The following is a 26,498-nucleotide window of genomic DNA, read 5'->3' on the forward strand; positions in this document are numbered from 1 at the left end:
GTGGGAACGAGCACTCAGGGGGTGCTGATGCGCCATATCCCGAACGGCATCTGCGGCTCCAGCCGGGTCCATTGGGTCTTGCCGTACCAGGTCCAGCGATGGCCGTTCATCAAGTCTTCGCCCTGGGTCTGGGCATCGTCGGGCAAGCCCATCTCCCACAGCGGCAATTCAAAGTGGGCTTCCTGGGCGTTGTGCGGGTCGAGGTTGACGGCGGCCAGAATGAAATTGCTGCCGTCCTCGCTGCGCTTGCCGAAGTACAGGATGTTGTCGTTCCAGGCGTTGTAGAGCTTGAGCCCCAGGTGCGTGTGCAACGCCGGGTTCTGGCGGCGGATGCGGTTGAGCTGGGCGATCTCGGCGATGATGTTGCCGGGGGCGGTAAAGTCGCGGGGGCGGATCTCGTACTTCTCGGAGTCGAGGTATTCTTCTTTGCCTGGCACGGGCGCCGACTCACACAACTCAAAGCCTGAATACATCCCCCACAGGCCCGAGCCCATCGTGGCCAGCGCAGCGCGGATCAGGAAGCCTGCGCGGCCGGAGTCATGCAGGAAACCCGGGTTGATGTCCGGCGTATTGACGAAGAAGTTCGGGCGGTAGCACTCACGCCAGGGCGATTGGTTCAGTTGAGTGAGGTACTCGCTCAGTTCAGCCTTGGTGTTGCGCCACGTAAAGTAGGTATAGCTCTGGGAATAGCCGACCTTGCCCAGGCGCGCCATCATTGCCGGGGTGGTGAAAGCTTCGGCGAGGAAGATCACCTCCGGGTACTTGGCACGCACGTCGCTGATCAGCCATTGCCAGAACGGCAGCGGCTTGGTGTGCGGGTTGTCGACGCGAAAGGTCTTCACGCCCTCTTCCACCCAGCCCACCACAATGTCGCGCAGTTCTGTCCATAAGCCCGGAATCGCATCCGCCGCATAGAAATCGACGTTGACGATGTCCTGATACTTTTTCGGCGGGTTCTCGGCGTACTTAATCGTGCCGTCGGGGCGCCAGTTGAACCAGCCAGGGTGCTGTTCAAGCCATGGGTGGTCCTGGGAGCACTGGATGGCGAAGTCCAGGGCAATTTCCAGGCCGTGGTCGGCAGCGGCCTTGACCAGGCGACGGAAATCCTCACGGCTGCCCAGTTGCGGGTGAATCGCCTCATGCCCGCCCTCCGCGCTGCCGATGGCATACGGACTGCCCGGATCATCGGGGCCTGCGGTGAGTGAGTTGTTCTTGCCCTTGCGGTGGCTGCGGCCGATAGGATGGATCGGCGGGAAGTACAGCACGTCAAAACCCATGTCGTGGATCATCGACAAGCGCGAGTGCACGTCGTTGAATGTACCGTGGCGGGCCGGATCATCGGTGATCGAGCGGGGAAACAGCTCATACCAACTGGCGAACTGCGCCGCCTCACGCTCTACGTCAATTGGGTAGGCGGGGCTGATGCTCAGATACGCGCGATGATCGGCCTGGGTCATCAGGTGTGCACTGTCTTCGTGCAGGAACAACGCCACCTGCTCGGTTTCCAGCAGGCCCGACAGTTCGTGGTGCAACACCATCAAACGGTCGCGCAATTCGTTGTCACTGCGCTCGGCAGCCTGCAACACCAGGCTGCGGCCTTCCTGCAATTCAAGGCTGACCGGCACCCCGGCCTCATGTTTCTTGCGCAATTCATAGCAGAAGCTGGCGAAGGTATCGATCCATGCCTCGATGCAGTATTCATGCGGCCCGAGTTGGGCGACGGTGAACGCGCCTTCCCAGCCATCGTTGCCGACATCGGTCATGACCACGCTGTGCCAGCTTTCTTCCTCCAGCACGCGCCAGCGGATCAGCACCGCCAGCTTGTCGTGACCATCAGCGAACACTTTGCTGGTGACATTGACACGCTGGCCGACGACAGCCTTGACGGCGAACTCACCATTGTCGATCACCGGCATGGTGCTTTCGATAGCGATCCTGGGTAACAACAGCGCTTGCGACAGCGGCAGTATCGAGCCTTCTGGAGCCAGTGTTTCAGCAATCATCGAGCATCTTCCCCTTACGCCCTGTGGACGCTCTTGGCTTGATCCGAATTCAAAGGCGGCGACGCTTTCCCTGAGCGTGGCCGTATAAGGTCCGAGCCTGGGCGCGCCGCAAAAGTTCAGGTGGATATGCCGCCGCTGGGCAGGGAATCAATTGCCCCAGGCAGCGGTCCACCGCTAGAGCAAAGCACAAAGGAGGCCACACCGATGAATATCCCGATACCACCTGAACCTGAAGATCCGAATATCGACACTCCGCCACTACCGACGCCGCCCAGTGAACCGGCGCCCATTCCAGAGAGAGAGCCGCCGGAAAACGACCCACCGCCCGTGCAAGAGCCGCCGACGACCCTGCCTCCGGTGATCGTCTAAATCATCAGAGCAAGAACACGGCCTGCTCGAACACCTAGACGTCCTGGTGTTCGAGCACACAAAAAAACGAGGAGTCCTACGAAGTTCCACGTCAAGGCTGAATGTTCGTTTTACTGTTCCTTTTTATATTGATCTCGCGTGAATGCTCAGCCTTTTTTTCACCTGGCCTTTAGCCCATTTATCACGAGTAGACCCATGTCGACTATCGCCTCCCCATCAACGCCCACTGCTCCAGTCACAACACCCACATCCTCCAATCCCGTCTCCAATCAACAGGCGCTGACGCCCGAGCGAATAAATACGTTGCTAAAGGCCGGCCCGAACTGGTCCTCCTCCCCTAAGGCGCCTGACCGCTCACCCCATACCCCCCTGTCGCCAACGACGAAGTCCAACACCTCACCTTCTATGTCGGAGGTAGAGGCGAAAAATAAGTTGGACGACCTGAATACGGCATTGACCCCAGACACCATCAAGGAGATACAACGCAATCCAAGCTCGCCGAAATCTCGCGCAATCACTGAGCAGTTCAACACCACATTGACCCCAGAGAATGTCAAATTAATGTCGAGGGGCGCCAACGCGAAAAAAAACCGCGAAACACTTCGAGAGATCAGGGACAAGCTCGACAAAAAAAATATTGATTCAAACCTGGAGTCTGCCAAGCACCAGGTGATCAATGAGGCGGCCGATAAAATGAGGCTCAAACTTCTGGAAATCATTACCGCCGCGTTCGACGGCGACATCTGGAACACCGTTGACCATCACAAAAATTGGCTCGAAGAACTGGGTGCTCTGAGCAAAAATTTTTCTGCAATGGAGACCAAGTCCAAAGCCCTCACGGATGCAGCTTCGTCCCTGAGCGACGAAAAGCTCGACCAATCGGCGGCGCCTGAAACGCAGGACTCATCGCCTGCCGACACTCGCGCTGCAACCTACAGTTTCAACGCCACCAGTGAATCTACCCTGGAGGCCCCCAGCGAGATCCGCAATTTCAAATCGGGAGATAAACTGGACCTGTCCGGCATCCAGCGGCAGCTGAACACGTCGCTGCGGCCGGTCGATCGGTTTCCAGAAGTAATCGGTGAAATGCAGATCCATCACTCGCCCAGCGCCAACACCAGCGTAATTGTCATCGCCGATGCGCCGGGCAAAGACCCCTTTTTGCTCAAGGTGTTTGGTGAGGTACGCCAAAGCAACATCGTGACCTGATCCGCGGTATGACTCAGGATCACTTTTCCAACAATCTGACGATTCTCGGCATGATGCTGAACACCGCCAGGGCCAGCAGTGTACTGAGTACTGCCGTCGATTCACGCCCCATCCCCGCCGCCACACCAATGGCGGCGGTCATCCACAACCCTGCAGCCGTGGTCAGGCCCTTCACATGCTGGCCCTCTTCATCTTCCTTGCCCTTGAGGATGGTGCCGGCGCCAAGGAAGCCGATACCCGCAATCACCCCCTGAACCACACGGCTCATGGCGTCCGCCTGGTTGCCGGACATCTGCGGCACCAGCACGAACAGCGCCGCACCAAGCGCAACCAGCATATGGGTGCGCACGCCAGCCGCCTTGCCCTTGTGCTCACGCTCAAAACCCAGGATGCCGCCCAGGATCGCGGCGATCAGCAGGCGCACCGTCACTTGGGTGAGTTGCCGGGCATCGCCGATGTCCGCGAATTCGGCTTGCAGGGTTTGCCACACTTGATGCCACCAGGCGTCCATGGATGCGCTCCTTTTATTATGGATAGATAAAGGATGGACAGCGCAGACCGCCAGTCAGTTGCCTGGAACCCCTTGTCATAGGGGTCGCCTAACGTGATAGAGCCCATAGAAAGGAGATCGCCATGCCCCTGCGCATCGAAAACCATTTGTGCTACTTCACGCTCGACGTGGACGGCCAGGAACAAAGCCTGCCAGCCACCCGCGTGAAGATCCTTACCGACCATGACAAAGCCATGTCCTATGTGGAGTTGGCGGGCGAGCGGATCTATATCACTGAAGCCGAAGCCGACGCGCTGACGGTTGAAGGGGCCACGGATGGCCGTAACCATGTAAAGGCGCAAAAGCCTGGTTCGGTGATTTGATTGATCTGTATCATCGAACCCTTTGAATCCCTGCACCCCTATAGACTCGGGGTGCAGCACATTGACGCACAAGAACGCATCAAGCCTATCTGATCCGCTTTTTATCCTTCCACCTGAGTCTGTTATGCAAACAGTCTGTCGCCCATAGTTCATCCGCCTGATGGAGGCTGATGAGCGAATGACCATGAGCGAACGAATCCCAACCGTGGAAACCTTTGAGCCCATTCACCCAAAGAAGGTGAAGGCCAAATCCAGCGACAACCTGATCCATACCCGCAGTTTTACCGGTGTGTTCCGCACCTTGCGCGTGGGCGGTGCCGGCCTGCTGTTTCTGGCTTTTTTTGGCACTGTGTGGCTGAACTGGGGTGGACGCCAAGCCGTACTATGGGACTTGGCCGAGAGCAAGTTCCATATCTTTGGTGCGACATTCTGGCCCCAGGATTTCATCCTGCTCTCGGCGCTGTTGATCATCTGTGCCTTCGGCCTCTTCGCGATCACGGTGTTTGCCGGCCGCGTCTGGTGCGGCTACACCTGCCCGCAAAGCTCGTTTACCTGGCTGTTCATGTGGTGCGAGAAGGTGACCGAGGGTGAACGCAACCAACGTATCAAACTGCAGGCGGCACCCTGGAGCCTGAATAAGCTGGCACGGCGCTCGGCCAAACATACGTTGTGGCTGGGTATCAGTGTGTTGACCGGGCTGACGTTTGTGGGCTACTTCACCCCCATCCGCCCCTTGGCCGCCGAACTGCTGACGTGGCAGATGGGCGGTGTGAGCCTGTTTTGGGTATTGTTTTTCACGGGGGCCACTTACATCAATGCCGGCTGGCTACGCGAAGCCGTATGCATGCATATGTGCCCCTATGCACGCTTCCAGAGCGTGATGTTTGATAAAGACACCCTGACTATTTCCTACGACGCCGCCCGCGGCGAGCAACGTGGCCCGCGTAAACGTGACGTGCCGCCAGCGCAGGTTGGCCTCGGTGACTGCATCGATTGCCAGCTATGCGTGCAGGTATGCCCCACGGGCATCGATATCCGCGACGGCCTGCAGATGGAATGCATCGGCTGCGCAGCCTGCATCGACGCCTGCGATTCGATCATGGACAAAATGGGCTATGCCCGTGGCTTGGTCAGTTATACCAGTGAGCACCAATTGCAGGGTGGCAAGACTCATCTGCTGCGGCCACGCCTGATCGGCTACAGTGCCGTGCTGGTGGTGATGCTCGCGGCACTGGTGGTGGCCCTGATTGAACGGCCGATGGTGTCGCTGGATGTGACCAAAGACCGTGGCATGTTCCGCGAAAACAGCCTGGGTTTGATCGAAAACATCTACAGCCTCAAGGTGATCAACAAAACCCAGCAGCGCCAGGAATACCGCCTGGAACTGGTGGATGCCGAGGGGTTCCAGTTGCAAGGCAAGACCCAGGTCAGCCTGGCTGCCGGGGAAATTGTCGATATACCGGTGTCGGTAGCATTGCTGGCGGACACACCGGCCAGCAGCTCTCAAACCTTACGTTTTAAAGTCACTGATGTGGATGAACCTTGGATCTATACCGCTGCTGACAGCCGCTTCGTAGCGCCCTTGAATCGCTGATACTTCATCAACAACAGAGATCAAATGTGGGAGCTGGCTTGCCTGCGAAAGCGGTAGAGCAGTAACAGATGCAGTGACTGACACACCGCCTTCGCAGGCAAGCCAGCGCCTACAATTTGCCCTGCGTACACATTCAAAAAGCTAATTAGGCCGCCATGAAACGCTACGAAAAATTTGCCGACGACATCGCAGAACTGATCCGCTCCGGCGTCCTCGGCCCCGGCCAGCGCGTGCCATCGGTGCGCTATGCCAGCCAGGCCTACGGCGTCAGCCCGTCCACCGTGTTCCAGGCCTACTACCTGCTGGAGCGTCGTGGCCTGATTCGCGCACGCCCCCGCTCTGGCTACTTCGTCAACGCCCATGCGCCCAGCCCGTTTTCCGAACCGGTGGTGAGTGAGCAGGTGCATGAGTCCACCGAGGTGGGCGTGAGTGAGCTGGTGTTCTCGGTACTGGACTCCATCAAAGACCCCAACACCGTGCCCTTCGGCTCGGCCTTCCCCAGCCCCATGCTGTTCCCGCTGCCGCGCCTGGCCCGCTCCCTGGCCAGCGCCAGCCGCGAAATGGACCCACGCTTGGTGGTCACCGACATGTCGCCGGGCAACCCGCAACTGCGCCGGCAGATTGCCCTGCGCTATATGGTCGGTGGCCTGATGCTGCCGATGGAGGAGCTGTTGATCACCAACGGTGCCCTCGAAGCGTTGAACCTGTGCCTGCAGGCTGTGACCGAACCGGGCGACCTGGTGGCCATCGAGGCGCCGGCGTTCTACGCGTGTTTGCAAGTGCTTGAACGCCTGAAGCTCAAGGCCGTGGAGATCCCGGTGCACCCGCGCGACGGTATTGACCTGAACGCCCTGGCCCAAAGCCTTGAGCGCTATCCGATCAAGGCCTGCTGGACCATGACCAGTTTCCAGAACCCCATGGGCGCCACGCTGCCTGAAGAGAAAAAACAGGCGCTGGTGGAACTGCTGCGCAGCCATCAAGTGCCGCTGATCGAAGATGACGTCTACGCCGAGCTGTACTACGGGCAACAAGCGCCTAAACCGGCCAAGGCCTTCGATACCGAAGGGCTGGTGATGCATTGCGGCTCCTTTGCCAAGAGCCTGGCGCCGGGTTACCGAGTGGGCTGGGTCGCCGCCGGGCGCTTTGCACAGAAGGTCGAGCGGCTCAAGTTGATGACCTCGTTATGCCCGTCGATGCCGGCCCAGGCGGCAATTGCCGACTACCTGCAACACGGCGGCTATGACCGCCACCTGCGCAAACTGCGCTACGCCCTGGAAGAACAGCAAAGCGCCATGCTCGCGGCTATCGCTCGCTACTTCCCGGCCCAGACACGGGTCAGCCAGCCGGCGGGGGGCTATTTCCTGTGGTTGGAATTGCCGGAGCAGACCGACTCGCTGAAGTTGTTCCAGATGGCCTTGGCCCAGGGCATCAGCATTGCGCCGGGGCCGATCTTTTCCGCAACTCAGCGGTTCAGAAACTGCATACGCTTGAACTATGGCAGCCCGTGGAACGAGGCATCGGAAAAGGCCATGGAGACATTAGGGCGGATTGTGCGATCGTTTTAACGGCCGCCCCCCAAGTCGATAAACGTTCCGGTGGAATACGATGCCTTGTCCGACAGTAACCAGATAATCGCCTCCGCCACTTCATCCGGACGCCCGCCGCGCGCCATCGGGATGCCGGACTCCAGCTTGCTGACTCGGTCCGGGTCGCCGCTCAGGGCATGGAAATCGGTAAAGATATAGCCTGGGCGCACGGCGTTGACGCGAATGCCCTCGCCCGCCACCTCCTTCGACAACCCCAGGGTAAAGGTATCCAGCGCGCCCTTGGAGGCGGCGTAGTCGACATACTCACCCGGCGAGCCCAGCCGCGCCGCCACCGAGGACACGTTGACGATACTGCCGCCCTGCCCGCCATGCCGGGGCGACATGCGTAACACCGCGTGCTTGGCACACAGAATCGGGCCCAGCACATTGGTCTTGAGGATTTTGAGGATACGAAACTCGGACATCTCGTCGACCCGCGATTTTTGCCCCACGGTACCGGCATTATTGACCAGCGCAGTGACACGCCCCAATTCGGCATCCACACGATTGAACAGCGCAATCACCTCATCTTCGATGCTGACATCGGCGCGCACCGCGATGGCCTGTGCTCCGAGGCCGCGCACTTGTTCAAGCACAGCATTGGCAGCCTTCTCGTCCGACTGATAATTAATGCAGATGCGATAACCTTCGCGAGCGGCCAGCAAGGCCGTCTCGGCGCCAATCCCTCGGCTGCCCCCGGTGATGATGACGACTTTGTCCATGGCTGCGGTCTCCTGATTCAACCTGATGTTTAGGGTTGGATCCAAGAATACCCGTCACTCTGGGCGTTTGTCAGGCACTGCTGCCTGTTCGGCACTGCGGATATTGGTCATGAAGCTGTCGGCCGGCAATGGATGCCCCAACAGATAGCCTTGCAAGGAATCACACCCCAGGCGGGTAAGGAAATTTTGCTGCGCATCGGTTTCCACGCCTTCGGCGACAATCCGTAAGTCCAGAGCCTGGCCGAGGGCCACGATGGCCGAGACGATGGCGGCGTCGTCGCTGTCGTGTTCCAGGTCACGTACAAAGCCGCGGTCGATCTTCAACTCATTGGCCGGCAGGCGCTTGAGGTACATGAGGCTGGAGTACCCGGTGCCAAAGTCATCGATAGACAGGTCCACACCCATGTCCGACAGTTGCTGCAATACCTTCATGCTCGCGTCGGCATCGCTCATGGCGGTGGTCTCGGTGATCTCCAGCGTGAGGCTGTTGGCCGGTAATTGGTGACGCTCCAGCGCGGCCGCTACGCTGTTGACCAACCCGGCGTGGCAGAACTGCAACGCCGAGAGGTTTACGGCAATGCGCCAGTGCTCATAACCCTGTGCGTACCACAGGCTCATCTGGCGACAAGCTTCATCGAGTACCCATTCGCCGATGGGGATGATCAGCCCGGTTTTCTCCGCCAGTGCAATAAACGTAGCGGGCATCAACAAGCCTTGTTGCGGATGCTCCCAGCGCAACAGCGCCTCGGCCCCCACGGCAAGACCGCTGACGGCGTCGAACTTGGGTTGGTAGTGCAAACGAAATTGCCCCTGCTCCAGGGCATTGCGCAGGTCCTGCAGCAATTGCAGTTGTTTGCGCGCATTGGTGTTCATCGACACATCGAAGAAGCTGTAGCCGTTCTTGCCCATGCCCTTGGCGTGATACATCGCCGCGTCGGCGTTCATCAGCAGTTCCTGAGGACTATTACCGTTACCGGGGAACATGGCGATACCGACGCTGGCCGAGATCTGCAACTCATGCTCGGCCACCGTGAAGGTGCGGTTGATCAGGCTCACCTGGCGCTCGGCCAAGCCCATGGCATCGTCGGGCTGGGTGAGTTGCACCAGCAATACGAACTCATCGCCGCCGATACGGGCCAGGGTGTCCTGGCTGCGCAAGTCCTCACGCAAGCGCAAGCCGACCTCGCGCAGTAACTGGTCGCCCAGGTGATGACCAAAGGCATCGTTGACCGGCTTGAAGCCATCCAGGTCGATAAACATCAAGGCAAAGCAACCGCCCCGCTCGTTCACCGCCTGGATGCCTTGTTGAATGCGATCAGCCAACAACGTGCGATTGGGCAGGCCGGTGAGCATGTCATGCAGGGCCAGGTGAGTAAGTTCCTGATTGGCCAGGGTCAGGGAATCGGCGAGTACGGCGGTGCGCGCTTCCAGGCGCGCATCCAGCACCGAGGTCAAGAGCGCAATGACCAGCACCGCCAGCGAAGTGACCAAGACCAGGTTATCCAGGCCCTTGCCGCTCAAGCCGGTCAATGCGGCGCCGCAGAAGCTGCCATCGGCAAAGCGCGCCGCAGCCATCCCGGTGTAGTGCATCCCCACGATGGCCACGCCCATCACGACGGCGGCGCCACCCCGTGCCAGCCGCACATAAGGTGTGTTGCGCCGCAGGTTGAAGGCGATCCACAGGGCGGCGCCGGAAGCCACCACCGCGATCACCAACGAAGCGCCAAATAAGGTCGGGTCGTAATCAATGCCGGGTGTCATGCGCATCGCGGCCATGCCGGTGTAATGCATGCTGGCAATTCCAGCGCCCATTACCAACGCCCCGAATGCCAGTTGCCAGACCGGCAAGCGTGGCTGGCTGACCAGCCATAACGCGAAACCACTGGATAGCACGGCGATCAACAGCGAAAACAGGGTAATGCCTACCTCAAACCCGAGGGCAAACGGCAGGCGCAGGGCCAACATCCCGATAAAGTGCATGGACCAGATGCCCACGCCCATCGCCACTGCGCCGCCAGTGATCCATAGGTATACAGCCCGCCCCTTGGCGGTCGCGATACGCCCGGCCAGGTCCAAGGCCGTGTAGGACGCCAGGATGGCCACGCACAGGGAAATCACGACAAGGGAGGTTGAATAGCTACCGATCAACATAGGTTTTCTCGCTGGCGACGGGGCGAAAAAGCCCGTGCCGGGTGGCAAAGCGGGCGATTGTAGCGAGTATGAATCCGAGGCAGGTGATTAATTAATCAGTTGGCCATTAGTGAGTTTTTGGCGTCAATCGGATGGCTTCGCCAGGCTGTTTTCAACGACGTCATGGACATCAAAATATCGCCTGCGCAGATCCCCTGTGGGAGCGGGCTTGCCCGCGAAGGCGGTGTGTCAGTCACCGCAACTACTACTGCACTAACGCTATCGCAGGCAAGCCAGCTCCCACAGGGTACTGTGCTTAACTGACTGGCATTGGGGCAAGCCCACACAGTTGATCTTGCTCCCCCAGGATGCGCGGCGCATCCGGTTACTCCTTTTCAGCCAGGGAGGTCTGGCCGTCCCAGCCTCCGCCCAACGCTGCAATCAATTGCACACTCGCCACCAGGCGCGATTGCAGCAAGGTCAACACGGTGCGCTCGTTGCTCAAGGCCGTTGCCTGCACCGTGACCACATCCAGATAGGCAATCAACCCGGCCTTGTATTGGTTTTCGGTCAAGCGCAAGGATTCACGCGCCGATTCCAGCGCTTCATTGCTGACCACCGCCTCATCGGCGAGCACCTTGAGCTGGACCATGTAGTTTTCCACCTCACGGAAACCGTCCAACACGGTCTGGCGGTACTTGGCCACGGTCTCGTCATAGCTGGCCACGCTGCGGTCGACTTCCGCCGAGCGCTGGCCGCCATCGAACAGGGTCATGGCCAGTTTCGGCCCCACCGACCAGAAGCGGTTCGGCAGGCTGATCCAATCTTCATAAGTGCTGCTGGAATAGCCGCCCTGCAGGCTCAGGCTGAGGTCCGGGTAATAGGCCGCCTTGGCCACGCCGATATTGGCGTTGGCGGCGATCACCGAGCGTTCGGCCGAGGCAATATCGGGGCGACGCTCCAGCAGTTGGGACGGCAGGCTCACCGGTATTTGCGGTAGCGCCGGAATATCTTTGCTCACCGCCAGATTGAAGTTGGCCGGGGCTTCGCCAATCAGCACGGCTATGGCGTTTTCCAGCTGGGCGCGTTGCCAGATCAAGTCGATCAGGCTGGCCTGGGTGGTCTTGAGCTGGGTTTGCGCCTGGGCAATGGCGTCCTTGCCAGCCACACCGGCGCGGTATTGGTTTTCGGTCATTTTCAATGAACGCTGGTAGGTGTCCAGCGTGGCTTGCAGCAGCCGCGTCTGTTCGTCCATGACCCGCAGTTGCAGGTAGCTTTGCACCAGTTCGGACTGCTGGCTCAGACGCATTGCGGCCAAGTCGGCCGAGCTTGCCTCGGCGCTGGCTTCGTTGGCCTCCAGACCACGGCGCAACTTGCCCCAGATATCGGCTTCCCAGCTCACACCCAACTGGGCATTGAGGGTGTCGCGGATACCACTGCTGGAGCTGCTGAGGCTGGCGCTGCTGCTGCCGGTGCCCTGGCTGGCGCGGGTTTTACCCACGCTCAGGTCAACGCTGGGGTAAAACGCCCCGCGTGAGCTGCGCACCAGCGCCTTTGCCTGACGAAAACGCGCTTCGGCCTGGGCGACGGTCTGGTTGGACGCGTTGAGGCGCACCACCAGGTCGTTGAGTTGACGGTCACCGTACAGCTCCCACCAGGCGCCGCGGGCCAGGGAGTCGCTGGGGTTGGCCTGGCGCCAGCCCTGGGCCTCCTTGAACTGCACCGGCTCGATGACGTCCGGGCGTTTGTAGTCAGGGCCGATGGCGCAGGCGCTGAGCAACATGGCCAAGCCCACTGTAGGAGCAAGCTTGCTCGCGAAGACTGTCAACGTTAACGCGTTCATTCTGGATGAGCGCGGCGTCTGGGCCTTTTTCGCGAGCAAGCTCGCTCCTACAGAGGTCGCAGGGGCGTTGGTTGGGTCGGTCATAGCGCAGTGTCCAGGGCAGCATCGGTACGCACGCCGCGCCAGGCGTTGAAGCGATGGCGCGCGCGGTCCAGGTAAAGGTAAACCACCGGGGTGGTGTAAAGGGTCAGGATCTGGCTGAACACCAGGCCGCCAATAATGGTCAGGCCCAACGGGTGGCGCATTTCCGCGCCATCACCACTGCCGAGCAGCAACGGCAAGGCACCGAGGATCGCGGCCAGGGTGGTCATCAGGATCGGCCGCAGGCGCAACAGGCAGGCGCTGCGGATCGACTCCAGCGGGCTCATGCCATCGTTGCGCTCCAGTTGCAGCGCCAGGTCGATCATCAGGATCGCGTTTTTCTTCACCACGCCGATCAACAGGAACAAGCCCAGCAAGGAGATCAGGCTGAACTCGCCGCCCAGCAGGTAAATCGCAAGCAACGCGCCGACACCGGCCGACGGCAGCGTCGACAGGATGGTCAGCGGGTGAATGTAGCTTTCATACAGAATACCCAACACCAGGTACACCGCCACCAGCGCGCCGAGAATCATGAACGGCTGGCCTTTCTGGGTCGCGGCGAACGCATCGGCAGTACCGGCCATCTTGGCGATCACGTCCTCGGGCAACCCGACTTTGGCAATCGCACGCTCGATAGCCGCCGTGCCCTGCTCCACCGTGACCCCGGGCGCCATGTCGAAGGCGATATTCTCCGAAGCGAACTGGCCTTCATGGCTGACGCGATCGTCGGCCAGGCTATTCTCATAGTGGGCAATGGTCGACAACGGCACCCGTGCGCCGTCGGCAGTGATCACCTGCATCTGGTTAAGGGTGATCGGGTCCTGGGCGTATTTGGGGTTGACCTCCATCACCACCTGGTACTGGTTGAGGCTGTCGTAGATGGTGGAAATCTGCCGCTGACTGTAGGCGTTGTTGAGCACTGCCGTGACCATGTTCATGTCGATGCCCAGGCGCTTGGCCTGGTCGCGGTCGACAATCAGCGTGACCTGGGCCGCGCCCCGGCCTTCACGGGCGTCGATGGCGGTCAGCTCTGGCAATTCACGCATGGCCGCCACCACTTTCGGGTACCACAGGCGCAGCGCGGCCAAGTCACCGCTTTGCAGGATGTAAGAGTATTGCGCGCTGGTCTGGTCACGGCTGCCGCCAAATTGCAGGTCCTGGTCGGCCATCAGGAACAAGCGCCCGCCCGGCACCAGTGGCACCTCTTTGCGCAGGCGCTCGATCACCGCCTGGGCGGAAATTTTGCGTTCGCCGATCGGCTTGAGGCGTACCAGCATCACCGCATTGTTAGTGCCTTGGTTGCCACCGATAAAGCCGGCCACGCTGAGCACCGCCGGGTCCTTGAGCACCGCCTGGCGAAAGATCTCCATCTTCGGCTGCATCACGCTGAACGACAGGCCATCGTCGCCGCGCACAAAACCGATCAACTGGCCGGTGTCCTGCTGGGGCATGAAGGTTTTGGGCACCACCACGTACAGCGCGATATTCACGCCCACGGTGATCAACAGGCTGAGCAAGGTCAGGCGCCGATGGCGCAGCACCCAGTCCAGGCTGGTGGCGTAGCCGGCGACCATGCGGTCGTTGACCTTCTGGCTCCAGCGCTGCAAACCGGTCTGCCGATCCTTGACGTGGGGCTTGAGCCAGCGGGCGCACAGCATGGGCGTCAAGGTCAGCGAGACAATCAGCGAAACGATGATCGCCGCCGACAAGGTGATCGAAAACTCACGGAACAGGTTAGTCACGATCCCGCCCATGAACAGGATGGACAGGAACACCGCCACCAGCGACACGTTCATCGAGAGCAAGGTAAAGCCCACTTCCTGGGCGCCCAGGTACGCGGCTTTCATCGGTGGCACGCCGTCGTCGATGTGCCGGGAAATGTTCTCCAGCACCACGATGGCATCGTCCACCACCAGCCCGGTGGCGAGGATCAGCGCCATCAGCGAGAAGTTGTTCAGAGAAAACCCGTACAGGTACATCACCGCGAAGGTGCCCACCAGCGATACCGGCACCGCCAGGGTCGGGATCAACGAAGCGCGGAAGTTGCCCAGGAACAGGTACACCACCAGGATCACCAGCCCTACAGCGATCAGCAAGGTCATTTCCGCCTCATGCAGGGTGGCGGTAATCACGGGCGAGCGGTCCATGGCCAGGCTGAGCTTGACGCTGGACGGCAGCACCGCCTGCAACGCCGGCAACTGCGCCTTGATCTGCCGCACGGTTTCGATGATGTTGGCGCCGGACTGGCGGTTGATCACCAGCAACACCGCCGAATCATTGTTGAAGAAGCCGCTGTTGTAGCGGTCTTCCACACCATCAGTGATCTTCGCCACGTCCTTGAGGCGCAGAGCGGCGCCGTCCTGGTAGCGAATCAGCAGGGGCTCATAGTCCTTGGCTTTTTCCAACTGGTCGTTGGCCTGGATCTGCCAGTTGCGCTCGCTGTCTTCCAAGGAGCCCTTGGGCCGGCGCTGGTTGGCATTGGCGATGGTGTTGCGCACATCGTCCAGGGCCACGCCGTACTGATCGAGGGCCTTGGGCTCCAGCTCGATACGCACCGCCGGCAGCGAACTGCCGCCGATCTGCACTTCGCCCACGCCCGGCACCTGGGACAGGCTCTGGGACAGGATGGTCGAGGCCAGGTCGTACAACTGGCCCTTCTGCAGCACGTCAGAGGTCAGCGACAGCACCATGATCGGCGCCTGGGACGGGTTGATCTTCTTGTAGGTGGGCATGCTGCGCATACCGCTGGGCAGCAGGTTGCGCGACGCGTTGATGGCCGCCTGCACTTCCCGCGCCGCCCCGTTGATGTCGCGGTCGGAATCGAACGCCAGAATCACCCGGGTTGAGCCCTGGCTCGACGAACTGCTCATGGTGGTGATACCGGCAATCGCGCCGAACGAGCGCTCCAGCGGCGTGGCCACCGTGGACGCCATCACCTCGGGGCTGGCACCGGGCAAGCTGGCCGACACCACGATCACCGGGAAGTCGATCTGCGGCAGCGGCGACACCGGCAGCAAGTTGAAGCTGACGCCACCGAGCAACATGATCGCCAGGCTCAGCAGCATGGTCGCTACCGGCCGGCGAATGAAAGGTCCGGACAGGTTCATGGCTCAACCGGCTCCAGGCGTTGCGGCTCTTTGCGCCAGCGACGGCCAAGACGATCGAAGTACAGGTAGATCACCGGCGTGGTGAACAGCGTCAACACCTGGCTCACCAGCAAGCCACCGACCATCACCAGGCCCAGGGGCTGGCGCAGTTCGGCGCCGGAACCGCTGGCGAGCATCAACGGCACCGCACCGAACAACGCGGCCAGGGTGGTCATCAAAATTGGCCGGAAGCGCAACAGCGCCGCCTGGTAGATCGCCGTCTGCGGGTCCAGGCCCTGGTTGCGTTCGGCGTCGAGGGCGAAGTCGATCATCATGATCGCGTTCTTTTTCACGATACCGATCAGCAGGATGATGCCGATGATCGCAATCATGCCCAGGTCATTGCCACTGAGCAGCAACGCCAGCAAGGCCCCCACCGCCGCCGATGGCAGGGTCGAGAGGATGGTGATCGGGTGGATATAGCTCTCATAGAGCACACCGAGCACGATGTACATGGTAACCACCGCCGCCAGGATCAACAGCAAGGTGCTCGACAACGAGGCTTCGAACGCCTGGGCCGCACCCTGGAACTGGGTTTGCACGCCCACCGGCATGCCGATGTCCTTCTGGGTCTGGTTGATCAGTTCCACGCCTTTGCCCAGCGCTACGCCGGGCGCCAGGTTGAACGACATCATCACCGCCGGGAACTGGCCGATATGGGCAATCGCCAACTGCGCCTGGCGCTGCTCGACATGGGCCAGGCTCGACAGCCGCACCTGGCCACCGTCGGTGGTTTTCACATGGATCTGGTTGAGGGCCGCCGGGCCGAGGGTTTCGCCGGACTGGGCCTGCAACACCACCCGGTACTGGCTGGCCTGGGTGTAGATGGTGGAAATCTGGCGCTGGCCGAAGGCGTCATACAACGCGTCGGTAATGGTCGAGACACTCACGCCCAGGCGCGAGGCCGCGTCGCGGTCTATCACTAGGTACACCTGCAAGCCTTTGTCCTGGAGGTCGCTGGCGACGTCGGTGAGTTCCGGCAACTGGCTGAGGGCGTGTACCAGCTTGCCGCTCCACAACGCCAGCAACTCGGCGTCCGGGGAGGACATGCTGAACTGGTACTGGGTACGGCTGACGCGGTCTTCGATGGTGAGGTCCTGCACCGGCTGCATGAACAGGCGGATGCCCACCAGCTTGTCGATTTGCGGTTGCAGGCGGGTGATCACCTCGGCTGCGCTCAAATCGCGCTGGCCGTGGGCCTTGAGATTGATCAACAAGCGGCCGCTGTTGAGGGTGGCGTTATCGCCGTCCACGCCAATGTAGGACGACAGGCTCTCGACCGCCGGGTCGGCAAGGATGATCTTCGCCAACTCCTGCTGGCGTTGGCTCATCGCCGCAAAGGAAATCGACTGCGGCGCTTCGGAAATACCCTGGATCACGCCGGTGTCCTGCACCGGGAAAAAGCCCTTGGGCACCACGAGGTACAGCACTACCGTAAGCCCCAGGGTGGCGATCGCCACCAGCAACGTGAGCGGCTGGTGCTTGAGCACCCATTGCAGCTTGCGGCCGTAGGCTTCGATCAACCAGTCAATCCAGGCGCCGCTGGCTTTGTAGAAGCGGCCCTGCTCTTCCTCCTTGGGTTCGCGCTTGAGCAGGCGCGCGCACATCATGGGCGTGAGGGTCAGGGACACCACCAGGGAAATCAGGATCGCCACTGCGAGGGTGATGGCGAACTCACGGAACAACCGCCCGACCACGTCGGCCATGAACAGCAAAGGGATCAACACCGCGATCAACGACAGCGTCAGGGACACCAGGGTGAAACCGATCTGCTTGGCGCCCTTGAGCGCGGCCGCCATCGGCGTCTCGCCTTCCTCGATATAGCGCGAGATGTTCTCCAGCATCACGATCGCGTCGTCCACCACAAACCCGGTGGCGATGGTCAGGGCCATCAGCGTCAGGTTATTGATGGAGAATCCGGCCAGGTACATCACACCAAAGGTGCCCACCAGGGACAGCGGCACGGCGATGGACGGAATGATCGTAGCGCTGACCCGGCGCAGGAACAGGAACGTCACCATGACCACCAGGGCAATGGCGATCAGAAGCTCGTGCTGTACGTCTTTGACCGAGGCGCGGATGGTCTGGGTGCGGTCGGTGAGCACCGTCACGTCCAGGCCGGCCGGCAGGTTGTCGGTGATGCTGGGCAGGAGGGCCTTGATGCGGTCCACCACCTCGATCACGTTGGCGCCCGGCTGGCGCTGGATATTGAGCAACACGGCCTGGTTCTCATTGGCCCAGGCGGCGAGGCGTTCGTTTTCGGCACCGTCGACAATCTGCGCGACATCCTTGAGCCGCAGCGGGGCGCCGTTGTTGTAGGCCAGGATCAGTTCGGCATATTGCTCGGGCGAGACCAACTGGTCGTTGGCGTCGAGCATCGACACGCGGGTGGGGCCGTCGAAGTTGCCCTTGGGCTGGTTGACGTTGGAGGCGGCGATCAGGGCGCGCACGTCCGAGAGGTTCAAGCCATTGGCCGCCAGGGCCTCGGGGTTGACCTTGATGCGCACGGCCTGGCGCTGGCCACCGGCGATGCTGACCATGCCGACGCCGCTGATCTGCGCGATTTTCTGCGCCATGCGCGTGTCGACCAAATCATTGAGCTTGGGCAGCAACATGGTCTTGGAGGTAATTGCCAGGGTCAGCACCGGGGTGTCCGCCGGGTTGACCTTGTTGTATACCGGCGGCGCCGGCAAATCCTTGGGCAACAGGTTGGTGGCGGCGTTGATCGCGGCCTGCACCTGTTGCTCGGCGACATCCATATTGATGTCGAGGTTGAAACGCAGGGTCAGCACCGACGCGCCGCCGGAGCTGGTGGACGCCATCTGGGTCAGCCCGGGCATCTGCCCGAACTGACGCTCCAGCGGTGCGGTGACCGCACTGGTCATCACGTCGGGGCTGGCGCCGGGGTACAGGGTCATCACCCGGATAGTCGGGTAATCCACCTGGGGCAACGCCGATACCGGCAGCAGGCGGTACGAAATGATGCCGGCCAGGACAATGGCCAGCATGCTCAGCGTGGTGGCGACCGGGCGAAGGATGAACAGGCGCGACAGGTTCATGAACCGACCTTTTGCGCCTTGCCGGCGTCTGCCCCGGTCTCCCCTTTAGCTGCGGGCTTGCCTTGCAGGTGTTCGGTCGGCGTGGTCGGCACCTCGCTGCTGGCGTTGACCACTTCGATCTCGCTACCGTCCTTGAGGCGGTCGGTGCCTTCCAGCACCACGCGGTCGCCAGCGACCAGGCCCTCTTTGATCACGGTATTTTCGCCATCGGTATCCCCCACCACCAGCGGCTGGACCTTGACCTTCTTGTCACCGTCGAGCTTATAGACAAAGGTGCCATTGTTGCCGAACTGGATCGCCGCAGAGGGTGCCAGCACCACGTTCTTCAAGGTATCGGCCAGCAGGTGCACATTGACGAACTGGTTGGGGAACAGCGCCTGGTCCTTGTTATCGAACCGCGCCTTGAACTTCAGGGTGCCGGTGGTGACATCGATCTGGTTGTCCAGGCTTTGCAGTACACCGACCGCCTGTTTTTTCACGTCGCTACGGTCCCAGGCTTCCACTGGCAATTTGTTGCCGGCGTGGTAACGGGCCAACACGGTTTCCAGGGTATTTTCCGGCAGGGTGAAGGCCACGCTGATTGGCTGGGTCTGGGTGATCACCGCGAGGGCGGTAGTGTCGTTGGCCGCAACCAGGTTGCCGACGTCAAGCTGGCGCAAACCGACGCGGCCGCTGATGGGCGCACGGATCTTGGTGAATTCCAGGTTGAGCTTGGCGTCGTCCACCGCGCCCTGGTTGGTCTTGACCGTGCCCTGGTACTGCAACACCAGCGCTTCGGCGGTGTCCAGGGTCTGCTTGGCGATACTGTCCTGGGCGTACAGGTCGCGATAACGCTGTACATCGACCTGGGCGTTCTTCAACTGGGCCTGGTTTTGCAGCAAGGTGCCCTGGGCCTGGAGCAAGGCGTTCTGGTAGCTGCGCGGGTCGATTTCTGCCAGCAGGTCACCGGCCTTGACCATCTGCCCTTCCTCGAAGGCGATCTTGACCAACTCGCCGCCCACCCGGCTGCGCACATTAATGGTGTTCAGTGCAGTGACCGTCCCCAGGGCCTTGTAGTACACAGGAAACTCCCCCAGCACCGCCGGCGCCACACGCACCGGTACCGGCCCGGTGGAACCACCGAAGCCTGGGCGCGCCATGCCGGTCTTGCCCGTGTGTCCCGCCGGAGCATCTTTATGGGCCGCGCCACTGGGCCAGAATTTCCAGCACAGGCCGGCGATAACCAGCAGCACGAGCAGGCCAAACAGCCAGCGGCGGGAGTTGCGGGAGGAGGATTGCATGGAGTGATCAACCATTGGGGGTGAGAGCTTCTTCTTCGGGAGGCTGAAAGATAAGCACTGGGGTGCGTTTAGAAAAGCACCTTTACCGGCTATTTACCTTAGGCTTACAACGTTTAACTTTTTGATCTTAGTCCACCGGCTATTTCGCTAAGCCGCTGACGCTCAAATAAAAACGGCCTGGACTAGGCCAGGCCGCAATCATGCATCATACGTGTTACTGCCAAACGACAGTCATACGTAGAAACAGTTACTTCAACACAGCCAGGGCGGCGTCGTAGTTTGGCTCTTCAGCGATTTCCTTGACCAACTCGCTGTGCAGCACGTTGTCGTTTTCATCCAGCACCACGACAGCGCGAGCGGTCAGGCCCTGCAGCGGGCCGTCAGCGATGGAAACACCATAGTCGACGGCGAAGTCGGCGTTGCGGAAATCCGACAGGTTCTTAACGTTTTCCAGGCCTTCGGAACCACAGAAACGCGCTTGGGCGAATGGCAGGTCGGAGGAGATGCACAGCACCACGGTGTTGGCCACATCGTTGGCCTGGGCGTTGAACTTGCGCACCGAAGTGGCGCAGGTTGGGGTGTCAACGCTTGGGAAAATATTCAGCACTTTGCGCTTGCCGGCAAAGGTAGCCAGGGTGGCGTTGGACAGATCGCCGGCGGTCAGGGTGAAGTCTGCAGCTTTGGCGCCGACTTTCGGCAATTGGCCTTCAACCTGGACCGGGTTGCCTTTAAGGGTGACTTGAGCCATGAACGGAATCCTTATGCTGGGTTTGGTTAAACGAATTCGAGAGGCGGAAGTTAACCACAAAGTGCCGAAGCTACCTACCGCCAGACACAAATTGTCATGTCCTGAGGTTGTGGTTTAATTGCGCGCTTTGCGCCTGCCCTTCAAGGAAACCTTCGTCGATGAATCAGCCCGCCACCAAAGTCCTGGTCATTGGCTACGTCTGGCCCGAGCCCCGCTCCTCGGCAGCGGGCGGGCATATGATGCAAATCCTTGAGAGCTTTCTTACGCAAGGTTGGGACATTACCTTCAGCAGCCCGGCCACCATTGGCGAGCACAAGGCCGACTTGCCGGCACTCGGGATCGCCGAACGCGCCATCGAACTGAATAACAGCAGTTTCGACGACTTTATTCGCGAACTGGCCCCGGATATCGTGCTGTTCGACCGTTTCATGATGGAGGAGCAATTCGGCTGGCGCGTAGAACAATGCTGCCCCGACGCCCTGCGCGTGCTGGAAACCTCCGACCTGCAAAGCCTGCGCGACGCCCGCCACCAGCGTTTCAAAGAACAAGTAAAAGCCAACCCCGACAGCGACGACTTCAGCGCCCTGTTCGCGCCGGCGCTGGAGGACGAATTCCAGCGCATGGCCGATACCGACCTGGCCAAGCGCGAAATCGCCGCGATTTACCGCTGCGACATCAGCCTGATGATCTCCGACGTGGAAATCCGCCTGCTCACCGAACAGTTCAAGGTGCCTGCCGCCCTGCTCCACTGGTGCCCCTTGATGCTGCAACCGCCCACTGCAGCCTTTGCGCCCTTTGAAGACCGTGCGCATTTCCTCAGCATCGGCAACTTCCGCCACGCGCCAAATTGGGACGCAGTGCTGTGGATGAAGCACAGCCTGTGGCCGCTGATCCGCCAACAGTTGCCGGGCGCGCAGTTGCACATCTACGGCGCCTACACCCCGCCCAAAGCCACCGCCCTGCACAACCCGGCACAGGGTTTTCATGTGATGAACTGGGCCGAAGATGCCTTGCAAGTCATGACGGCGGCGCGTATTTGCCTGGCGCCACTGCGCTTTGGCGCCGGCATCAAGGGCAAGTTGGTGGACGCCATGCTGTGCGGCACACCCAATGTCACCACCCCGATCGGCGCCGAAGCCATGGGCGATGACCAGCCCTGGCCCGGCGAGATCGCACAGGACGCCCCGGCCCTGGCCGCCGCTGCCGTTACCCTTTACCAAAACCGCGAGCGCTGGACTCAAGCCCAGGAGCATGGGCGCCAACTCCTGGCCCGACGCTATGACCAGGACGTGCACGGGCCCGCCTTGGTGGAATGCCTGGAACGTTGCCGCAGCAACCTCGCCGCCCATCGCCGGGACAACTTCACCGGCAGCATGCTGCGCCATCACGCGCATAAAAGTACCCAGTACATGTCCCAGTGGATCGAGGCCAAAAACCGCACCCTATAAACACTGCTGCTGGCGAGGTCGCGCGCGACGGGGCATTATCCTACGCAGCGACCACAATAAAGCGACGGCAGCATGACCCGAGCAACGCGCATCACCGACCCTTCCTACGAACTGATGGACGACCACAACGGCCTGTCCATCATCTATCGTCAGCATGGCTTCCCCTGCCCGTTGGTGCGCTGGCACTTCCACAAGGAATACGAACTGCACCTGATCGTCGCCAGCTCCGGCAAGGTGTTTATCGGCGACTACATCGGCAACTTCTACCCGGAAAGCCTGTTCCTCACCGGCCCCAACCTGCCCCATAACTGGATCAGCCAGGTGGAGGAAGATGAAGTGGTGCCCAAGCGTGACATGCTGGTGAACTTCACCGATGAGTTGTTCGAACACGGCAGCCACATCTTCACCGAACTCAAGAGCCTGGCGCCGCTGCTTGAACGTGCGCAATACGGCATCGAATTTCGCTGCAAAAAAACCATCGCCCACGCCATGACCCTGATGCAACGCATCGAAGACGCCCAAGGCATGGCACGCCTGGGGCACTTCTTTATCTTGCTGGAGGTGTTGAGCGCCTGTGAGGACTACCAGTTACTGTCCGGCGTCACCACGCCACAGCAAGCCGACGAACACAGCATCGACCGCACCAACCGCGCAGTGGACTACATCTTTGCCCACTACGCCCGAGAGCTGCCGTTGGAAGAAGTGGCGGAGTACCTGGGGATGAAGCCGACGTATTTTTCCCGGGTGTTCAAACAGGCGACCGGGCGGACTTTTATTGAATTCGTCAATCGGCTGCGCATCAGCAAGTCCTGTGAATTGCTGGCCGATGGGGACAAGGCGGTGACGGATGTGTGCTTTGAGTCGGGGTTCAATAATATTTCCAACTTCAATCGGCGGTTTCAGCAGCTCAAGGGGATGACGCCGTCTCACTATCGGCGGTTGGCGGTGCAGCGGTTGACGGAGCAGAATTTGGCTTGAGGTTGATCGTTCATCTAGGTGGTGGGAAACAGAAACGTCTTACAAGGCTTTGAGGTTGCCCCTAGGACACTCGATCTCTAGTCTCCGTACACCGCTGCACAGGCAGCGTCGGGCGTCGCGGCCCGGTTTAATCAGATGCAAAGTGCCATTTCCGCTTTTAGTCGGCGTTTTTTTATCGTCTACTGTGCGGCTTCATGGTGGCTGTGCGCGGGATACCTTCGGGTATGCCGGTTTCCTGATTCCGGTCCGCGAACCTGCGTACGGCTACCACCCCATAGCGTCGCGGCGAAAGGGTGGCAGCTCCACTTAAATCAGGAGTTTCACCATGATCAAACCCACCCCAAATCCCCCAATCGATCCCGCCTCCAGCGTGCTATTCACCGTTAAAGACGGCATCGATCGTTGCCGCGCTCCGCGTGGGCATGCATTCCGTGACGCTCTGCATCACTCGGGGACGCAGAGCGTCCCAAGCGGAGTTACCACGCGGAGCGTGGGAACGATCAAGCGTTAAGCACTGCACTGAGGATCGTCCCCGCACTCTGCGTGGGAATGCATACCGTGACGCTCTGCGTCACCTGGGGACGCAGAGCGTCCCAAGCGGCGTTACCACGCGGAGCGTGGGAACGATCAAGCGTTAAGCACTGCACTGAGGATCGTTCCCGCGCTTTGCGTGGGCATGCATTCCGTGACGCTCTGCGTCACCTGGGGACGCAGAGCGTCCCAAGCGGCGTTACCACGCGGAGCGTGGGAACGATCAAGCGTTAAGCACTGCACTGAGGATCGTTCCCGCGCTCTGCGTGGGAATGCATACCGTGACGCTCTGCGTCACCCCGGGACGCAGAGCGTCCCTAGCGACGTTGCCACGCGGAGCGTGGGAACGATCAGGTGGTCGATGAGTGCAAAAAAGTATCAGTGAGCGTGCGCCCAAGGATTTGTCACCGCCGCTTTTGAAGGCTGTAATCAACGCACACTCTTCCTGACTTCTCGTAGGAAGACACAACAACAATAACCGTCCTTCTGTAGCCCTCTGGGCGCGGAAATGGAGTGCGCGATGAAGTTCACAGCAAAAGCATTGCTTGCCTGCACCTGCATGACCCTCAGCGCCGTCAGCCTTGGCGCGCAAACCCTGACCATTGCCACCGTCAACAACAGCGACATGATCCGCATGCAGAAGCTCTCGAAAACCTTCGAGACCGAGCACCCGGAGATCAAGTTGAACTGGGTGGTGCTCGAAGAAAACGTGCTGCGCCAACGCCTGACCACCGACATCGCCACCCAGGGCGGGCAGTTCGATGTGTTGACCATCGGCATGTACGAAGCCGCACTCTGGGGCGCCAAGGGGTGGCTGGAGCCGATGAAGGACTTGCCGGCTTCCTACGACCTCGACGATGTGTTCCCTTCGGTGCGTGACGGTTTGTCGGTCAAGGGCTCGTTGTACGCCCTGCCGTTCTATGCCGAAAGCTCGATCACCTATTACCGCACCGACCTGTTCAAGGACGCCGGGCTGAGCATGCCTGAGCACCCGACCTGGAGCCAGATCGGCGAATTCGCCGTTAAACTCACCGACAAATCCAAAGAGCAATACGGCCTGTGCCTGCGCGGCAAAGCCGGTTGGGGTGAGAACATGGCGCTGATCACCACCCTGGCCAACGGCTTCGGCGCGCGCTGGTTCGATGAGAAGTGGCAGCCAGAGTTCAACGGCCCCGAGTGGAAGAACGCGCTGAACTTCTACGTCGACAACATGAAGAAATCCGGCCCGCCGGGCGCCTCCAGCAACGGTTTCAACGAAAACCTGGCGCTGTTCAACAGCGGCAAATGCGCGATCTGGGTGGATGCCAGCGTGGCCGGCTCGTTTGTTACCGACAAGAGCCAGAGCAAGGTCGCAGACCATGTCGGCTTTACCTTCGCGCCCCATGAGAAAACCGACAAGGGCACGTCGTGGCTGTACTCCTGGAGCCTGGCGATCCCCACCAGTTCCAAGGCCAAGGACGCCGCCAAGGTGTTCACCAGTTGGGCCACCTCCAAGGAATACGGCCAGCTCGTGGCCAAGACCGATGGCATCGCCAACGTGCCGCCGGGTACGCGCCAATCCACCTATAGCGACGAGTACATGAAGGCCGCGCCGTTCGCCAAGGTGACGCTGGAATCGCTGAAAGTGGCCGACCCGACCAAGCCGACCGAGAAGCCGGTGCCGTATATCGGTATCCAGTTGGTGACCATTCCTGAATTCCAGGCGATTGGTACCCAGGTGGGCAAGTTCTTCTCGGGGGCGCTGACCGGTCAGCAAACCGTCGATGCTGCATTGACCGCCGCGCAGACTACAACCGAGCGGGAAATGAAGCGGGCCGGTTACCCCAAATAACCCTGCCACACCACCGCAAATGTAGGCGCTGGGCTTTTGTGGGAGCTGGCTTGCCTGCGATGCAAACGACTCGGTCTATCCGTAACACCGAGGCGATACCATCGCAGGCAAGCCAGCTCCCACAGTGACCGCGCTCCGACGCAGATTCTGTAGGCATCTGACTGGTTCTGATCACCATGAATACACCCACCAAAAACCGCCTGGCCAACCCCGGCTGGTTTCTCGTCAGCCCCTCGGTGGCCTTGTTGCTGCTGTGGATGATCGTGCCGCTGGGCATGACCCTGTACTTTTCGCTGATCCGCTACAACCTGCTCTACCCCGGCGAAAACCAATTCGTGGGGCTGGAAAACTTCAGCTACTTCATCACCGATTCGGGGTTCCTGCCCGGCGCCACCAATACCCTGTTGCTGGTGGGCAGCGTCTTGCTGATCAGCGTGGTGTTCGGCGTGTTGATCAGTGCGCTGCTGGAGGCCAGTGAGTTCCTGGGGCGCGGCATCGTCAGGGTGATGCTGATTTCGCCGTTCTTCATCATGCCCACGGTGGGCGCGCTGATCTGGAAGAACCTGATTTTTCACCCGGTGTCGGGGATTCTCGCCGCCGTGTGGAAGTTCTTCGGCGCCGAGCCGGTGGACTGGCTGGCGCATTACCCGCTGCTGTCGATCATCATCATTGTGTCGTGGCAATGGCTGCCCTTCGCGATCCTGCTGCTGATGACCGCCATGCAATCCCTGGACCAGGAGCAGAAGGAAGCCGCACGCCTGGACGGTGCCGGCGCCATTGCGATCTTCTGGCACCTGACCTTGCCCCACCTGGCCCGCCCGATTGCCGTGGTGGTGATGATCGAAACCATCTTCCTGCTCTCGGTATTCGCCGAAATCTTCACCACCACCAACGGCGGCCCGGGCTACGCCTCGACCAACCTCGCCTACCTGATCTACAACCAGGCACTGGTGCAGTTCGATGTGGGCATGGCCTCGGCCGGCGGCTTGATTGCCGTGGTCATCGCCAATATCGCGGCGATCATCCTGGTGCGGATGATCGGCAAAAACCTGACTGACAAGCCTTGA

18 protein-coding genes are annotated in these 26,498 nt (G+C 60.6%); 9 read left to right on the plus strand and 9 right to left on the minus strand.

Translation table 11 applies throughout. The annotated features are described in order from the left end of the window. Positions 1-14: 14 nt before the first annotated feature. Positions 15-2,003, minus strand: a complete 1,989-nt coding sequence (locus tag JMV15_RS25000) for an alpha-1,4-glucan--maltose-1-phosphate maltosyltransferase (RefSeq protein ID WP_201491951.1) — start codon at positions 2,001-2,003, stop codon at positions 15-17. 204 nt (positions 2,004-2,207) lie between these two features. On the opposite strand from JMV15_RS25000, the gene JMV15_RS25005 reads away from it, so the two are divergent. Then, positions 2,208-2,372 carry a hypothetical protein gene (locus JMV15_RS25005; protein WP_165835081.1) on the plus strand — a complete coding sequence of 55 codons (165 nt, stop codon included), beginning with the start codon at positions 2,208-2,210 and terminating at the stop codon, positions 2,370-2,372. A 195-nt stretch (positions 2,373-2,567) separates the two neighbouring features. Then, the gene (locus tag JMV15_RS28470; protein WP_231125710.1) at positions 2,568-3,581 is read left to right on the plus strand and encodes a M10 family metallopeptidase C-terminal domain-containing protein; all 1,014 of its coding nucleotides are present in this window, start codon (positions 2,568-2,570) and stop codon (positions 3,579-3,581) included. A gap of 19 nt (positions 3,582-3,600) precedes the next feature. Here the strand turns inward: JMV15_RS28470 and JMV15_RS25015 are convergent, their stop codons facing one another. Further along, positions 3,601-4,092 carry an MgtC/SapB family protein gene (locus JMV15_RS25015; RefSeq protein WP_014718686.1) on the minus strand — a complete coding sequence of 164 codons (492 nt, stop codon included), beginning with the start codon at positions 4,090-4,092 and terminating at the stop codon, positions 3,601-3,603. Between the two features lie 122 nt (positions 4,093-4,214). On the opposite strand from JMV15_RS25015, the gene JMV15_RS25020 reads away from it, so the two are divergent. The 3 genes from JMV15_RS25020 to mapR all read left to right on the plus strand — a co-directional run bounded on the left by JMV15_RS25020 (position 4,215) and on the right by mapR (position 7,613). Next, positions 4,215-4,454, plus strand: a complete 240-nt coding sequence (locus JMV15_RS25020) for a DUF3203 family protein (protein ID WP_014718687.1) — start codon at positions 4,215-4,217, stop codon at positions 4,452-4,454. Between the two features lie 184 nt (positions 4,455-4,638). Beyond that, complete coding sequence (gene ccoG / locus JMV15_RS25025) at positions 4,639-6,048, plus strand: cytochrome c oxidase accessory protein CcoG (RefSeq protein WP_038452177.1); 1,410 nt, start codon at positions 4,639-4,641, stop codon at positions 6,046-6,048. 155 nt (positions 6,049-6,203) lie between these two features. Then, entirely contained in the window at positions 6,204-7,613 is a 1,410-nt protein-coding gene (gene mapR / locus JMV15_RS25030) for a GntR family transcriptional regulator MpaR (protein ID WP_019816868.1), read from the plus strand. On the opposite strand, the gene JMV15_RS25035 is transcribed toward mapR, so the two are convergent. From JMV15_RS25035 to tpx, 7 genes are all read right to left on the minus strand, one after another. Next, positions 7,610-8,356 carry an SDR family oxidoreductase gene (locus tag JMV15_RS25035; RefSeq protein WP_038450350.1) on the minus strand — a complete coding sequence of 249 codons (747 nt, stop codon included), beginning with the start codon at positions 8,354-8,356 and terminating at the stop codon, positions 7,610-7,612. The two genes, mapR and JMV15_RS25035, sit on opposite strands and share 4 nt — an antisense overlap. Before the next feature lie 54 nt (positions 8,357-8,410). After that, a complete protein-coding gene (locus tag JMV15_RS25040) occupies positions 8,411-10,507 on the minus strand; it encodes a putative bifunctional diguanylate cyclase/phosphodiesterase (protein ID WP_038450352.1) in 2,097 nt (698 codons plus the stop codon). Positions 10,508-10,871: 364 nt separating this feature from the next. After that, entirely contained in the window at positions 10,872-12,329 is a 1,458-nt protein-coding gene (locus tag JMV15_RS25045) for an efflux transporter outer membrane subunit (protein WP_370694787.1), read from the minus strand. An 80-nt stretch (positions 12,330-12,409) separates the two neighbouring features. After that, positions 12,410-15,517, minus strand: coding sequence for an efflux RND transporter permease subunit (locus tag JMV15_RS25050; protein ID WP_014718693.1), 3,108 nt, complete (start codon positions 15,515-15,517; stop codon positions 12,410-12,412). Next, positions 15,514-18,615 (minus strand): MdtB/MuxB family multidrug efflux RND transporter permease subunit, encoded by a 3,102-nt coding sequence (locus tag JMV15_RS25055; protein ID WP_014718694.1) that lies wholly within the window; start codon positions 18,613-18,615, stop codon positions 15,514-15,516. Before JMV15_RS25055 ends, JMV15_RS25050 begins: the two co-directional genes overlap by 4 nt. Beyond that, positions 18,612-19,910: an MdtA/MuxA family multidrug efflux RND transporter periplasmic adaptor subunit gene (locus JMV15_RS25060; RefSeq protein WP_014718695.1), complete on the minus strand. Its 1,299-nt coding sequence runs from the start codon at positions 19,908-19,910 to the stop codon at positions 18,612-18,614. The genes JMV15_RS25055 and JMV15_RS25060 overlap by 4 nt, the downstream gene beginning before the upstream one ends. 232 nt (positions 19,911-20,142) lie before the next feature. Then, the gene (gene tpx / locus JMV15_RS25065; RefSeq protein ID WP_014718696.1) at positions 20,143-20,643 is read right to left on the minus strand and encodes a thiol peroxidase; all 501 of its coding nucleotides are present in this window, start codon (positions 20,641-20,643) and stop codon (positions 20,143-20,145) included. A gap of 158 nt (positions 20,644-20,801) precedes the next feature. On the opposite strand from tpx, the gene JMV15_RS25070 reads away from it, so the two are divergent. From JMV15_RS25070 to JMV15_RS25085, 4 genes are all read left to right on the plus strand, one after another. Next, a complete protein-coding gene (locus JMV15_RS25070; protein ID WP_032901625.1) occupies positions 20,802-22,091 on the plus strand; it encodes a glycosyltransferase in 1,290 nt (429 codons plus the stop codon). 72 nt (positions 22,092-22,163) lie between these two features. Continuing rightward, positions 22,164-23,069 (plus strand): AraC family transcriptional regulator, encoded by a 906-nt coding sequence (locus tag JMV15_RS25075; protein ID WP_003190965.1) that lies wholly within the window; start codon positions 22,164-22,166, stop codon positions 23,067-23,069. A gap of 1,051 nt (positions 23,070-24,120) precedes the next feature. Then, positions 24,121-25,431, plus strand: coding sequence for an ABC transporter substrate-binding protein (locus JMV15_RS25080; RefSeq protein WP_038450354.1), 1,311 nt, complete (start codon positions 24,121-24,123; stop codon positions 25,429-25,431). A gap of 176 nt (positions 25,432-25,607) precedes the next feature. After that, positions 25,608-26,498, plus strand: coding sequence for a carbohydrate ABC transporter permease (locus JMV15_RS25085; protein ID WP_014718700.1), 891 nt, complete (start codon positions 25,608-25,610; stop codon positions 26,496-26,498).

Source organism: Pseudomonas paracarnis (genome assembly GCF_904063055.1).
GTDB lineage: Bacteria > Pseudomonadota > Gammaproteobacteria > Pseudomonadales > Pseudomonadaceae > Aquipseudomonas > Aquipseudomonas paracarnis.

Bases quoted from the DNA above. Each gene is read 5' to 3' on its own strand.
- JMV15_RS25000 (WP_201491951.1), bottom strand. From the start codon at position 2,003: ATGATTGCTGAAACACTGGCTCCAGAAGGCTCGATACTGCCGCTGTCG.
- JMV15_RS25005 (WP_165835081.1), top strand. From the start codon at position 2,208: ATGAATATCCCGATACCACCTGAACCTGAAGATCCGAATATCGACACT.
- JMV15_RS28470 (WP_231125710.1), top strand. From the start codon at position 2,568: ATGTCGACTATCGCCTCCCCATCAACGCCCACTGCTCCAGTCACAACA.
- JMV15_RS25015 (WP_014718686.1), bottom strand. From the start codon at position 4,092: ATGGACGCCTGGTGGCATCAAGTGTGGCAAACCCTGCAAGCCGAATTC.
- JMV15_RS25020 (WP_014718687.1), top strand. From the start codon at position 4,215: ATGCCCCTGCGCATCGAAAACCATTTGTGCTACTTCACGCTCGACGTG.
- ccoG (WP_038452177.1), top strand. From the start codon at position 4,639: ATGAGCGAACGAATCCCAACCGTGGAAACCTTTGAGCCCATTCACCCA.
- mapR (WP_019816868.1), top strand. From the start codon at position 6,204: ATGAAACGCTACGAAAAATTTGCCGACGACATCGCAGAACTGATCCGC.
- JMV15_RS25035 (WP_038450350.1), bottom strand. From the start codon at position 8,356: ATGGACAAAGTCGTCATCATCACCGGGGGCAGCCGAGGGATTGGCGCC.
- JMV15_RS25040 (WP_038450352.1), bottom strand. From the start codon at position 10,507: ATGTTGATCGGTAGCTATTCAACCTCCCTTGTCGTGATTTCCCTGTGC.
- JMV15_RS25045 (WP_370694787.1), bottom strand. From the start codon at position 12,329: ATGAACGCGTTAACGTTGACAGTCTTCGCGAGCAAGCTTGCTCCTACA.
- JMV15_RS25050 (WP_014718693.1), bottom strand. From the start codon at position 15,517: ATGAACCTGTCCGGACCTTTCATTCGCCGGCCGGTAGCGACCATGCTG.
- JMV15_RS25055 (WP_014718694.1), bottom strand. From the start codon at position 18,615: ATGAACCTGTCGCGCCTGTTCATCCTTCGCCCGGTCGCCACCACGCTG.
- JMV15_RS25060 (WP_014718695.1), bottom strand. From the start codon at position 19,910: ATGGTTGATCACTCCATGCAATCCTCCTCCCGCAACTCCCGCCGCTGG.
- tpx (WP_014718696.1), bottom strand. From the start codon at position 20,643: ATGGCTCAAGTCACCCTTAAAGGCAACCCGGTCCAGGTTGAAGGCCAA.
- JMV15_RS25070 (WP_032901625.1), top strand. From the start codon at position 20,802: ATGAATCAGCCCGCCACCAAAGTCCTGGTCATTGGCTACGTCTGGCCC.
- JMV15_RS25075 (WP_003190965.1), top strand. From the start codon at position 22,164: ATGACCCGAGCAACGCGCATCACCGACCCTTCCTACGAACTGATGGAC.
- JMV15_RS25080 (WP_038450354.1), top strand. From the start codon at position 24,121: ATGAAGTTCACAGCAAAAGCATTGCTTGCCTGCACCTGCATGACCCTC.
- JMV15_RS25085 (WP_014718700.1), top strand. From the start codon at position 25,608: ATGAATACACCCACCAAAAACCGCCTGGCCAACCCCGGCTGGTTTCTC.